This window comes from Spirosoma litoris (assembly GCF_054776755.1).
Map to the genome: position 1 here is coordinate 61256 of NZ_BAAHBI010000003.1, position 12106 is coordinate 73361.

Annotated in this window: 11 protein-coding genes and 1 tRNA gene; 5 read left to right on the forward strand and 7 right to left on the reverse strand. The window is 44.2% G+C overall.

The features are described 5' to 3' along the window. The 3 genes from ACYVGR_RS02270 to ACYVGR_RS02280 all read left to right on the forward strand — a co-directional run bounded on the left by ACYVGR_RS02270 (position 1) and on the right by ACYVGR_RS02280 (position 2567). Positions 1 to 747, forward strand: coding sequence for a hypothetical protein (locus tag ACYVGR_RS02270; protein ID WP_460953613.1), 747 nt, complete (start codon positions 1 to 3; stop codon positions 745 to 747). 91 nt (positions 748 to 838) lie between these two features. Further along, positions 839 to 1657, forward strand: a complete 819-nt coding sequence (locus ACYVGR_RS02275; protein ID WP_460953615.1) for a hypothetical protein — start codon at positions 839 to 841, stop codon at positions 1655 to 1657. 58 nt (positions 1658 to 1715) lie between these two features. Beyond that, a complete protein-coding gene (locus ACYVGR_RS02280) occupies positions 1716 to 2567 on the forward strand; it encodes a hypothetical protein (RefSeq protein ID WP_460953617.1) in 852 nt (283 codons plus the stop codon). A gap of 56 nt (positions 2568 to 2623) precedes the next feature. Here ACYVGR_RS02280 and ACYVGR_RS02285 read toward each other — a convergent pair whose 3' ends face one another. The 3 genes from ACYVGR_RS02285 to ACYVGR_RS02295 form a co-directional block, all read right to left on the reverse strand. After that, complete coding sequence (locus ACYVGR_RS02285; protein WP_460953618.1) at positions 2624 to 3076, reverse strand: hypothetical protein; 453 nt, start codon at positions 3074 to 3076, stop codon at positions 2624 to 2626. A 27-nt stretch (positions 3077 to 3103) separates the two neighbouring features. After that, on the reverse strand, positions 3104 to 4312 hold the full coding sequence (locus ACYVGR_RS02290; RefSeq protein ID WP_460953620.1) for a tyrosine-type recombinase/integrase: 1209 nt from the start codon (positions 4310 to 4312) through the stop codon (positions 3104 to 3106). Positions 4313 to 4403: 91 nt separating this feature from the next. Then, a tRNA-Ala gene (locus ACYVGR_RS02295) sits at positions 4404 to 4477 on the reverse strand. A 151-nt stretch (positions 4478 to 4628) separates the two neighbouring features. Here ACYVGR_RS02295 and ACYVGR_RS02300 point away from each other — a divergent pair. Then, a complete protein-coding gene (locus tag ACYVGR_RS02300) occupies positions 4629 to 4883 on the forward strand; it encodes a GIY-YIG nuclease family protein (RefSeq protein WP_182461435.1) in 255 nt (84 codons plus the stop codon). Positions 4884 to 5075: 192 nt separating this feature from the next. Here the strand turns inward: ACYVGR_RS02300 and ACYVGR_RS02305 are convergent, their stop codons facing one another. The 3 genes from ACYVGR_RS02305 to ACYVGR_RS02315 form a co-directional block, all read right to left on the reverse strand. Beyond that, the gene (locus ACYVGR_RS02305; protein WP_460953622.1) at positions 5076 to 5699 is read right to left on the reverse strand and encodes a C40 family peptidase; all 624 of its coding nucleotides are present in this window, start codon (positions 5697 to 5699) and stop codon (positions 5076 to 5078) included. Between the two features lie 82 nt (positions 5700 to 5781). Beyond that, positions 5782 to 7941: a Tex family protein gene (locus ACYVGR_RS02310; RefSeq protein ID WP_460953624.1), complete on the reverse strand. Its 2160-nt coding sequence runs from the start codon at positions 7939 to 7941 to the stop codon at positions 5782 to 5784. Positions 7942 to 8147: 206 nt separating this feature from the next. Beyond that, the gene (locus ACYVGR_RS02315) at positions 8148 to 8339 is read right to left on the reverse strand and encodes a cold-shock protein (protein WP_018620078.1); all 192 of its coding nucleotides are present in this window, start codon (positions 8337 to 8339) and stop codon (positions 8148 to 8150) included. A gap of 297 nt (positions 8340 to 8636) precedes the next feature. Between ACYVGR_RS02315 and ACYVGR_RS02320 the strand changes: the two genes are divergently transcribed. Continuing rightward, positions 8637 to 9428: a M23 family metallopeptidase gene (locus tag ACYVGR_RS02320; protein WP_182464227.1), complete on the forward strand. Its 792-nt coding sequence runs from the start codon at positions 8637 to 8639 to the stop codon at positions 9426 to 9428. A 10-nt stretch (positions 9429 to 9438) separates the two neighbouring features. Here the strand turns inward: ACYVGR_RS02320 and ACYVGR_RS02325 are convergent, their stop codons facing one another. After that, a complete protein-coding gene (locus tag ACYVGR_RS02325) occupies positions 9439 to 11877 on the reverse strand; it encodes a glycoside hydrolase family 2 TIM barrel-domain containing protein (protein WP_460953626.1) in 2439 nt (812 codons plus the stop codon). Between the last annotated feature and the right edge of the window lie 229 nt (positions 11878 to 12106).

The following is a 12106-nucleotide window of genomic DNA, read 5'->3' on the forward strand; positions in this document are numbered from 1 at the left end:
ATGATTACGGACTTAGTAAAAGCGGGAATATTCCGACAGATAACAACCGAAAACCGGCCAACGCTGGTTTTAGCGGCACCGCTCCTGATTACTGTTACGCCTACTGTTCTAAAGTCCTTACACAAGGCTTACCCGAAAAGTGAAGAAACCGGGGGTGTACTGTTTGCCTATCCAGACGTTAAGGCCAGAACATTAGCTGTTACGAGATGGGTACAACTGCCTAACCAGTTAGACGACAAACGGAAAGCCTATGCCACCTCAAAGACCGCGTTGCAAAACACACTCAATGAGTGCATAGCATCGGGGGCTTTACCGATTACGTTCCATAGCCACCCGGTTACAGGTACGGGCGATTCGGCCTATGATTCGCAAGGGTTAAAGTTCTACGACCGAACCAGTAGCGCCGATAGGCACAATTCATACTTGCCTATTACGATTGAAGGCCAAACAGTTGTTATGCCTTCGGCTCTATTAGTTGGGGATGATAAAGACGCAACAGCCACACATCTAAGCCTTTACAGTGGTTTCATTGCTCCGATGTCGTTACGAGCTTTACGTGATGCCGAAAAGTACTATTTGTTTGTTGCCGGGGGTATTCTGCTCATTCTGTTTGCACTAGGAAAAGCCGGGCGTCATGCCGCGCTCTACGCCTTACTATTAGCCGGGCTGGTATTCTATCTCGAAGAGCGTAAACGCCCTCGCTACTCGACAGATGCCGACGGCAACCTCTTAATCCTGCTTCCTTAGGTTCACTTTTAACTTCTTATTTTAGTCCGCATAAAACAAGGAAATAATTCAGGTAAAATATCCGTATATTACATCGCTACAACACGAATATATGGAGCCGAATACAGAAGAAATATTGGAAGCCTTAAATGCCTCAGGATATTTATTTGAGCAAGAAGTCGCAAGCGTCTTCGAGAAAAATAATTTTCACATATACACAAATACCGCATACAAAGATGAAGATGAAGAAAAATCAAGAGAGATAGATGTAATGGCATTTAGGCAACAATTCTATAACAAAGAAAAACAAATTTCTATATCAGTAAGGATAATTTGCGAATGTAAAAACAACACAAATCCTTTTGTATTTATTTGCAGGAACAAAAACGCTAGCGACTCAAACTATTCACCACCTAATTTTAATTTTCCACAAAAAGAATATAAAATTCCTATTGAAGGAAATCTGAATTCTTTTTATTTCGTTACTGGCTTTAAATATTATCAAATACAAGAAATTTTCCCTTATCATTTAAATGACTACAAAGCTGTTCAATTTTGTAAAATTGTAAGAAAAGGTAAAGAATGGCATGCCCTTCAGGAGGGAATATATGATAGCATTTTACTCCCTATCTTTAAATGTTTAGAATATTTCAAATCGCTAGACAACCAACAAAACAATTCTTCTTGGGAAAATTATATAATTTATTTCCCAATTATCGTATTAAATTCTAGTATATATTTAGTCAAAACTCATTTAAAGCCAATTAATTTAATTAAAACCCCTCATATATCATTTACAAGAGATATTCACTCAAAAAGAATGAAAGGCAAATATTTAGTTGACTTTGTCAGTTTAGAATATCTTGATAATTACCTAGAACATATAGTAACTAAATTTGTAGATAACTTTATAAATATAGTTGTAAAATAGCACATATTAAGACCATGTTGGAGCATCTTTAATTTTCATCTTATATAGCTATTTAATAATGAATTCACTAGAAAGAATTTACGTTTTATCAAAATATGTAGACAGAAAAAGTAGCACTACCTTTGTTCCTATTCGTATAATATCTACCGAAAGTTATAAATTAATTACAAAAAATGAGAAAATATTAGCTGAACTATTATCAATCAAAAGTTTATTTATCATAGCTAATAATAATTTAAAATTACTTCTAAATGAGATATCACATACTATTGAAAAAACTGAATTTAGAAATGAAATCTTCTTAGTAAATCCAGAAATAACAAAAATAGAATTAAATAGGCATATGCTTAATTTTCTCTCTTCTATGAGAAGCTATCTTGACCATTCAGAAACATTCTTAAAAAGACAATTTGGGGATAAATCAAAAGAATACAAAGAATATAAGTTGTTAACCTCAAGCCTTTATGACAACAATTTCCATTATCGGTTTATATATAAACTCAGAAACTATGCACAACACTGTGGAGTCCCAATTAACTCTTTTAGAACAACGGCAAATATTACAAATAACATTGTTAAAACTGAAGTTATTATTGAGTTCAACATCAAAGAATTTTTAAATAATTTTGACGGATGGGGGGCAACTTTAAAGAAAAACTTACTTTCTTTTTCAACAATACCGGTATATCCTTTGTTAGAATTATTCGAAACAGATTTCAATAAAATAGGCACTCTGCTTAATGAATTAATCCTCAAAATCATACTCCCAATAAAATCTTTGATTAGCACTTTTAACCATAATAGTTCTAATATAGAAAATCTATGCATTACCTTTTATGACAACGACAAGGAATTATTAATATTTGACAGTGTTTTCAGGTATATTAATCAAATAGAAATAATTTCTTAATCAATACGAATGCCCAACCAATGGTTTGGCATTCGTATTGATTAAGAGTTTAGGAATCATTCATTTAACGCCCTTGCCCTTCTTAAAAGGCCAAATGACTCATCTTCACCTAAACAGTTTTCACAATGCATTCCCCTCCCATTTACTGGCCCTTCATAAAACCATTTAGCATTTCCTATTGTGATGTTGTTTGAGGCATCTTTTATAATCACATCACCTCCTACTAATTCTACAACCAAACGGTTTCTTGTGCCGTTCGGGTCCATAATTAGAGATACGGGCGACATAATAAAGCTATTGGTCAATCTCTTTTCCACTCTAAATTTCAGAGGCTCTTTCAGTTTATCAGCATTCAATTCTGCAGTACACAAAACACCATCAAAGGCGTAAAAATGAATAGTGAATTCAGTAGCATTTGTTCGTACGCGATAAGCGGCTGACGTTACACGATCTTGGCATAAGACAGTGATAGATACAAATAAAAGGCAAAAGGTCATTAAGTGTTTCATTGGTGGATGGTAGTTTATAGTGACGAATTAAACAAACTTTTCATAAATCTCATCATCGGCAAAAGCGGCAAGCCTACGCGTATAGATTTCCATTGTTCTATACTCCGTAAAGCCATTCTGCAACTGCAACTTTTTAGCATGGATGCCTAACCGGATAGCCTTGATATTCCCGGTATGTTTCCAGCCGTATACAGTGTATTTGCCTGTAATCTTTAAGTCCATGAGTATTTTCTTGTGTCGATGGTAGAAATGGTTCTTACCAACAGGCACCGGGCCGGGCTTATCCCCTGCTCCAAATACATAATCATCGGGCGGATACGAACGGATGTTCAAGAAGTCGATTAACTCAGCCAGTGGCTTAGGCAATGTTGGCGATTTAGTAATGCTGGTTTTAGATCGACCGGGCCGAATCATTACCGACCTATCCCGTAAGTCTTTTACCTGCATCAGTCGAACTTCTTTACCGGGGCGGGCAAAGCAATAATGCACAAAGTAGATAAACAGCAATAGGCTTAAATCCTGCCTTCTCTCGATCTCTTGAAAGATCACACTTACCTGTTCATCGGTATAAGGTTCGTGCATTTGAGATTCCTGCTTAGACACGAACTCTAAATCGACAGCCGGGCTAATATCATATCGCCTACGGCCTTTCTTCGCGTAGTACTTGAAGAATATTTTCGTCTGGTTAATCTCTTTGTTCCGGGTCGTAGGATGGGCGTGCAGCTTTAAAATATAGCTCCGGTATTTTTCGCACAGTTCGGGCGTAACGTGCTTAGTCGCGAGTTGCTCTAGCTTGTTTTCCTCAATGAAGGCTTTCAGCTTAGCCCCAAAGTTTCGATATACCTTATACGATTCCTCTGAACCCAAAGACGCTTTCTTGTCAGCTAGGTAAAGCTCCAAATCATCAACCAATAGTGGTAGGTCTTCCTTTTCGATGGGCGCGACGACGGGCACGGGCTTTTTCGTACCCGGTTTCAAATCAGGATTATAAACCGCGCCGTTCTCAAGTTGCTGATTAATGAAGCGTTCCCACTTCTGAGCTTCCTTGAGACGATCTTTCGCGTTCTTAGACTTATTGAAATGCCGACTGAAAAAACGGCGGTCAAGCTGTTGTGTTTTGATGTTCCACTGGTAGAACTCTAGTAGCCAAGTTTTAGAGGTGTCGTAATTGAAATGATAAAGTTTACAGAGTCGGAAGGGAGGTATTGATTGAGAGCCATTTTGGGGCATCTCCATTAGGGTACTTGTTAAGCGATTTGTTAAATTAATGTGGCTATACATGAAAAATGCTGTTTCCGGGCAGGAAACAGCATTTTCGGGTGTTTTGTGGAGAATATCGGAGTCGAACCGATGACCTCTTCCATGCCATGGAAGCGCTCTAGCCAGCTGAGCTAATCCCCCATTTTTGTGGGTGCAAAGATGAACAAAAAATTAATGTAGCCCAAACACAAGCTTATTTTTTTTGATCTATTAAACATACTTTCCCGTATACACAGCTAAAGTTTGTTTTGTATTACCATTTATGTAGATTTGACAATAGTCTCGTAATCGTATGCATACCGTTTATATTATTTATAGTCCTAGCACCGACCAGTATTTCATTGGTCAAGCCAAAGATATGCGAATAGCCTTGTGGCAGCACAATGCGAAAACGAACCCGGCCACAGCCGAAGGAAAACCCTGGGAAGTCAAATTCACGCAGCAATTTGCTACCCGCAACGAAGCCCTAAGTCTTGAAATGAAATTAAAGAACAAGGATCGCACTCATTGGGAAAACCTAATCAACAGCACTCAACCAGCGGTGTAATTACCTCTCTATAACTCATAAAAAAACCGCCCCGAAGGCGGTTTTTCCGTTTTTAGTCATTTCTCTTATCAAGCTATACTCGCTCATGGCGATTCTGAAACCAATGACTAACGCATAGATCGCTGTGAGGACACAGCTACAGGGAACCATCGATTGCCTGATCGACAATACCTGACCATTTCTGGCCAACATTTAAAACGGTCGCAACGCTTTCACAAAACGGCCTTTAAAATAGTCGGTGTATAGATTATCCTCTCGAACACCACGCGATGATGAGGCATGAATGAATCGGATATTTTGCGCACCATTCACCTCTGTTACAATGCCTGTATGCGACACATAGCCAGCTTGCCCTTTATCCGGCACGAAGAAAATTAGATCGCCGGGCAAAATTTCATTGACCTCTACTTCATGCCCTACTTCCGACTGTTGCCACGAAATCCGGGGCATTTTCAAACCCACCGTGTTAAAAACCGCGTATACCAGACCCGAACAGTCGATCCCATCCATTGTGTTGCCACCTGAACGGTAAGGCGTCCCCGTATAGGTCCGCGCAATCTTAACCACTTCGGGAACGTACCGATCTTCGTACGTACGTACATCCACTACCTTACCGGCTGGCTTGGCCGGAACCGCAGGGGGACGAGCGGGCGTTTTACCCGTTGGAGTTCGACGGGCAACCGGTTTTGACGATGATGGACGACGGCTGACAGATGGACCGGAGGAGCGAAGAGCTTCACAGGCCGAAAGCGTTGACAAAAGGTAGGCACTCAGCAGTACGGGGTATAACTGTTCCCGGAGCCAGCGTAGTTGCATACAGAATGGGATTAGGGTTCTTGTTGTAGCTCTATACGGTTTTAAAAATCGTATAGAGCTGGATAATGATACTAGCAACCTATTAAAATTTCATGGATAAAGCAATGCGTTTGCGAGCTTTATCGACCTCCATGACCTTAACTTTTACTTTCTGGTACACCTTCACAACCGTTTTGGGGTCAGAAACAAAATGATTGGCCAATTGCGATACGTGCACCAAACCGTCCTGCTTAACGCCAATGTCAACAAAGGCACCAAAGGCGGTAATGTTGGTAACTACCCCATTCAGTACCATGCCCTCGTGTAAATCATCAACGGATCGAACGCGCGCATCGTATTCAAACACCGAAAGTTGTTCGCGTGGGTCGCGTCCGGGCTTGGCCAATTCGGTCAGAATATCGCGTAGCGTGGGTAAGCCAACCTCGTTTGTTACATAGCGTTCAGGCTTGATTTGCTGACGCAGATCGGGCTTACGGATCAGGTCGATAACCGTACTGCCTACATCAGTAGCCATGCGTTCGACAACGGCGTAACGTTCGGGGTGAACGGCACTATTGTCCAGCGGATTTTTTGCGCCTTCAATCCGTAAAAAACCTGCACATTGCTCAAACGCCTTCGGACCAAGGCGAGGCACTTTTTTGAGCTGATCGCGCGATGTGAAGGCTCCATGCTCGGCCCGGTAGGCAACAATATTGCCAGCCAATTGTGGTCCGAGCCCCGAAACGTAGCGCAACAGATAAGCGCTGGCCGTATTTAATGACACTCCCACCTGGTTCACGCAACTTTCAACGACAGTATCCAGACTGCTTTTCAAATCGGTTTGATCGACATCATGCTGGTATTGGCCAACCCCAATTGATTTAGGATCAATCTTTACCAATTCGGCCAGTGGGTCCATAAGACGGCGACCGATGCTAACGGCTCCCCGAACGGTAACGTCATGATCAGGAAATTCACTGCGGGCTACTTCCGACGCCGAATAGATAGAGGCTCCCTGCTCGCTAACCATAAAAATGGGCAGGGTTCCGCCTGAGGCAGTGACTAATTTCAACCCCTGCACAAACTCTTCCGTCTCGCGTCCGGCGGTACCGTTTCCAATGGCAATAGCCTCAATCTTATATTGACTCACCAGTTTCTGCACCGTCTGTGCGGCCTGTTGTCTCTGACTTTCCGATTGAGCCAGATACAATACGGTATCCGTCAATAAATTGCCCTGCGCATCCAGACAAACGGTTTTGCAGCCTGTTCGATACCCCGGATCAATAGCCAGCACGCGTTGCTGCCCTAATGGTGAACTCAGTAACAGCTGACGCAGGTTATCGGCAAAAATCCGGATGGCTTCTGCATCCGCTTTTTCTTTGGAAAAGTTCGCAAACTCTGTTTCGAGTGAGGGTTTAAGCAGTCGTTTGTAGCCATCACGAATGGCGAGCGAAACCTGCTCTTTGCAATCTGCCGTCCCCGACCGTTCGGCCACAAATTGTCGTTCAAGCCGTTCTATAGCCGCGTCCTCGTCTGGTCCGATACTTACAGACAAAAAACCTTCAGCCTCTCCCCTACGCAACGCCAACAATCGGTGCGAAGGCACACGTCGAAGCGGCTCAGCAAAATCGAAATAGTCCTTAAATTTTATCCCCTCTATATCCTTCCCTTTTTTTACCGTCGAGCGAATAATGGCTTCTCGCTCGAATAAGTTACGAATACGTTGTCGGGCATCAGCATCTTCACTGATTCGTTCGGCCAGAATATCACGAGCGCCTTGTAGCGCGTCGTCTATCGTTGGAACAGCGTCGGATAAGTATCGTTGGGCAACTCGTTCGAGGTTCGATTCCCGCTGGCCAACAATCACATTGGCAAGCGGCTCCAGGCCCCGTTCAATGGCGATGATGGCCCGTGTTTTCCGCTTCTGTTTGTACGGTAGGTAAAGGTCTTCCAGGTCGATGAGCGAATCGGTCGCTTCGATTTTCCGGCGTAGATCGGTCGTCAGCTTTCCTTGTTCATCAATAGATTTTAGAATAGCTTCCCGCCGTTTGTCAAGTTCCAGTAATTTCTGGTAGGTTTCCTTAATCTGGCCGATCTGTACTTCGTCGAGCGGTATGCCCGTAGTTGAAGCGGTTGCTTCTTTTCGATAGCGGGCAATAAAAGGAACGGTAGCTCCGCCGTTGAGTAATTCGATGGTAGCGGCTACCGACCGGGCATTGAGGCCGAGCCGGGCAGCCACACGTTGTTCAGGCAATTGGGTCATACGAACTGTCAGGTATTGTCAAATCTGGTCAGGCAGTGGTTAGGTATTGTATGAGCTGAAAAGCAATTCTTGACCAACCTTGCCAATACCTGACCACTGCCTGACTCTTTGTTTGTGGCCACAAAAATGGCTCTACGAACCGACAGGGCAAAAAAAAACATGCCATCTGGCATGTTTTTTACAACGGTTGTCTTTATATCTTACAATTAAGCTATTTCGACGTTAACGGCGTTTAGGCCTTTCTTACCGCGCTCGACATTGAACTTAACTTTGTCGTTTTCACGGATTTGGTCGATGAGACCGGAAGCGTGTACAAAAATATCTTCGCCACCTTCATCGGGTTTAATGAAGCCAAACCCTTTGGTTTCATTAAAGAATTTTACAGTTCCTGTTTGCATTGTTTGTTTTAAATTTGGGCGAATAACGACACAATAAAATTTATATCCAAATGAATTTAAGTTTTTTCCTGTGTCGGTAAAAAATATTTTTCAACTAAGTCAACTAACTTGGCATAAGTAATTATCTGGTGACTTTACATATAAAGTTCTGCCCTTTTCGGTCAATGGCTTCTATCCTGATGATCAATGCTTGTGTCTAGTTTGAGTTATCTTTTCATAGGCCTGTCGCGTGACTTTGTGTATTTTTGGCCAATTAATCGAAAAATTAGCGTAGTGGAGATTGACGTAACTTCGTTCATGCGAGTGCTGGGTATTGTAGGAGCATTATTAATTGGGGGGCTCAATGCCGCTTCATCGCAGGTTGTTAGTAGCAACACAGACGAACCCACGCTATACACGTATTGTCAGCAGTTCCAGACTTTATACACACAAATTCGGGAGCAATCCATTACGCCCGACTCCGCACGGCTTCAGTTCAGTAGCATTATGAACAACCTGCAGGCTCGGTTTCGGAGTATGGAGAGTTATAAGCAGGATTCGCTCCAGCGCGACAGTCTGCGTCGAACTGGTCAATATTTTTCGTTTCCTATACGCGGTTATTCGAGTAGTGCCATTGGCGGTTCGCATGGCGAAGGCTATCGGGGCAATGGCTTTGATCTGTTTGATTATAACGTGCGGGGAAGTCATCCAGCACAGGATATTTTTATCAGTGATCGTAATCAGGACAATATCGACGATCGAACGAGCAAGCCTGTCGACATACTAGCCATGAGTCGAGGTCTGGTATTAGCCATCGAAACCGATTGGAAACCCGGTTCCGAGTATCGGGGCGGAAATTGGATTTGGGTCTATGATCCTACGCTTCACGGGTTGTTTTATTACGCGCACAATAGCGAAGTAGATGTATCGCCGGGCCAGTGGGTGCACGCTGGCGAAAAACTCGCTGAAATGGGCCGAACGGGCTTCAATGCTTACAAAACCCGCTCGCCAACACATCTGCATCTGATGTATCTGCAAATTCAGCCTAACGGACTTCCTTTGCCGATCAATCCCTACGAGTGGCTATTAACCGCTAAAGCAACGAAATGAGTGATTCTGATTAGCGTACGTTAACGATCAATTTCCCAGATTGCAAATTGGGCGAGCCGGCCGTTAATGTAATGCTTCCCGTCGTTCCTTTCGGACGAACGATGGCTAAACACCTACCCCGGAATGTCGTTTTTCGGTCTTGCTGAAAACTGCTTAGGTCTGTTGGATTCGCGTTAGCTACACCTGCCAACTCGCCTACACCCGATAGTTGAAACGTAACTGGAAGATCGGCTGAAGGAACCACATTTCCCTGTTCATCCAGCACCTCAACCGTTATGTAAGACAAATCGTTACGGCTGGAACTTATGGTCGACCGGTCGGCAATTAGACGAAGGTGGTGCGGTTTGCCAGCAGTGCGTAGCTCGACAGTACCTGTTGGTTCACCGTTGTTAAAACTTGTGGCTTTTAGAATGCCGGGCTCGTATGGAACAGTGAAGATTGCGGTGATGGTACTATCAGATGGGCGTTGTTCGCCAATGAGTTTGCCATTCAATTCCAGACGGACCAACGGACTACGCGAGAAAACCCGAACCTGAAGCGGTTTCCCTTCAGCTCCGGCCCAGGACCAGCTTTGTTGTTCATCTGGCCAGCCCCAGTTGGTAACCGTTTCTTTCATACCATCGGGAATGGGACTGTGAACAGCCATCGAGACTGGTCGATTTCGCCAGACCACATCGCGGTAATAGGACTGCGGCTTTTTACTTCCAATCAGGTCCAGATCACCACACCAGGCATTGAACCAGGGCCACGGCAATACAGCTTTAGTACTATCCTTATCGGCTTTCGGCTGAATAATCGTGTGCCCAATGGCGGTTTCGCCCATGTAATCCATGGCAGTCCAGACGAAATCGCCGATGACGTAAGGGTGTTTTTCAACTTGCTGCCAGTTTTCAAATGCTTCTTTGGCAAACGTCTCCGTACCAACGATAATCCGTTCGGGATGGCGTTGATGGTCTGATTCGTTGTGCTTCCATTCGTAGTTATAGCCGCCTACATCCAGAATCGCAAAAGCCTTGTCTGAGTCTTCCCAAACTTTTTTGGGATGTTCCCAAAACACACAGAGGGCTTCGGTAACCGGGCGCGTTGGGTCTAGTCGATGTGCTTCATCGGTCAGTTTTTTCGTAATCTCCAGCCCGGATGGATCAGCCCGCTCGTTGATTTCATTGCCAATGCTCCAGAGAATAATGGATGGATGGTTCCGGTCGCGTTGAATCATAGCCGTCAAATCACGCTGCCACCATGCATCGAAAAAGCGATGGTAGTCCTGTGGTTTTTTAGGTCGCTGCCACATGTCGAACGCTTCATCAATGACCAACATCCCCAGTCGGTCGCAGGCGTCCAGTAAGGCGGTGGAAGGTGGGTTATGGCTGGTGCGAATGGCATTGAATCCGTTGGCTTTCAGTAGTTCTATTTTTCGCTCTTCGGCCCGGTCGATGGCGGCCGATCCCAGTGGGCCATTGTCGTGATGAATACAGCCCCCTTTCAGTAAAACCCGTTTCCCGTTCAACACAAAGCCTTTATTCGCGCCGAATTCTATGGAGCGGATGCCGAACGTAGTCACAATGCTGTCCAGCCGTTTCTTGCCTGACCAAAGCATAATGCTCGCTTTATACAAGTGGGGCGTTTCGGGCGACCATAGTTGTGGATTGGCCAGAGTTAGTACCTGTTTGCTTGCCGCTTGACCAGTAGCCGATACAGTTACCATTTGCCGAGATGTAGTACCTGCCGGTTTGCCATTCGGCGCAATCAACGTCGTTTGTACAACAATCGGCATCGGTTTCCCACTGGCATTGTCAATTGTTGCAATCAACTGTACCTGAGCCAATTTTTCGGTAACCTGAGGGGTTGTGATGGATATGCCAGATTGCCCAATTTGTACGGGGTCAGCGATCGTTAACCACACATGTCGGTAGATGCCGGAGCCCGTATACCACCGACTGTTTTGCCCCAGATTTTTTACCCGGACAGCCAGTACATTTTTCGCCCCATGAGGTGCTAAATAGGGGGTAAGATCATAGCTGAACGGTGTGTAGCCATAAGGGTGATAACCCAAGTGATGACCATTTACCCAGACATCTGTTTCGGTATACGCCCCATCGAACTGAATCAGAACTGACTTTCCTTTTTCCGACGAATTAAGCGTAAACGTTTTACGATACCAGCCTGTGCCGCCCACGGTAAAACCCGTAGACGTGCCACCAACACTCGCTCGGGAAAACGGACCGGCTACCTTATCTGGTGCCTGATTAGGTAAATCCTCGATGCTCCAATCGTGGGGCAGATCCAGCTTTCGCCAGTTGGCATCATTATAATTAGATTGCTCAGCCTGAACGGTGCTGTCTTTTAAAAACCGCCAATCTGAATCGAAAAGACGGGTTCGGCTTGGTTTCTGTTGCCCAAAAGCAAACGAGGAAACCAGTAGGCAGTATGCTACTAATAATCTATTCATAGTTGAAAGCTGTTTAAACTTTCTAAAATCAAGTACTAATCGGTGTGTTTTTGTCATCCCGACAAAGGAGGGATCTTCGGGTGAGGAAATAGTAGCTAGCATCCGAAGATCCCTCCTTTGTCGGGATGACAAAAACAAAAGTTTAAACAAGCTCTTGCTTATTGATACACAGGTTAAACGCATTTAAAAAAGGGTAAGAATGTTAAGCAGATACTGGTCATCCCAACCC

Bases quoted from the DNA above. Each gene is read 5' to 3' on its own strand.
- ACYVGR_RS02270 (WP_460953613.1), top strand. From the start codon at position 1: ATGATTACGGACTTAGTAAAAGCGGGAATATTCCGACAGATAACAACC.
- ACYVGR_RS02275 (WP_460953615.1), top strand. From the start codon at position 839: ATGGAGCCGAATACAGAAGAAATATTGGAAGCCTTAAATGCCTCAGGA.
- ACYVGR_RS02280 (WP_460953617.1), top strand. From the start codon at position 1,716: ATGAATTCACTAGAAAGAATTTACGTTTTATCAAAATATGTAGACAGA.
- ACYVGR_RS02285 (WP_460953618.1), bottom strand. From the start codon at position 3,076: ATGAAACACTTAATGACCTTTTGCCTTTTATTTGTATCTATCACTGTC.
- ACYVGR_RS02290 (WP_460953620.1), bottom strand. From the start codon at position 4,312: ATGGAGATGCCCCAAAATGGCTCTCAATCAATACCTCCCTTCCGACTC.
- ACYVGR_RS02300 (WP_182461435.1), top strand. From the start codon at position 4,629: ATGCATACCGTTTATATTATTTATAGTCCTAGCACCGACCAGTATTTC.
- ACYVGR_RS02305 (WP_460953622.1), bottom strand. From the start codon at position 5,699: ATGCAACTACGCTGGCTCCGGGAACAGTTATACCCCGTACTGCTGAGT.
- ACYVGR_RS02310 (WP_460953624.1), bottom strand. From the start codon at position 7,941: ATGACCCAATTGCCTGAACAACGTGTGGCTGCCCGGCTCGGCCTCAAT.
- ACYVGR_RS02315 (WP_018620078.1), bottom strand. From the start codon at position 8,339: ATGCAAACAGGAACTGTAAAATTCTTTAATGAAACCAAAGGGTTTGGC.
- ACYVGR_RS02320 (WP_182464227.1), top strand. From the start codon at position 8,637: ATGCGAGTGCTGGGTATTGTAGGAGCATTATTAATTGGGGGGCTCAAT.
- ACYVGR_RS02325 (WP_460953626.1), bottom strand. From the start codon at position 11,877: ATGAATAGATTATTAGTAGCATACTGCCTACTGGTTTCCTCGTTTGCT.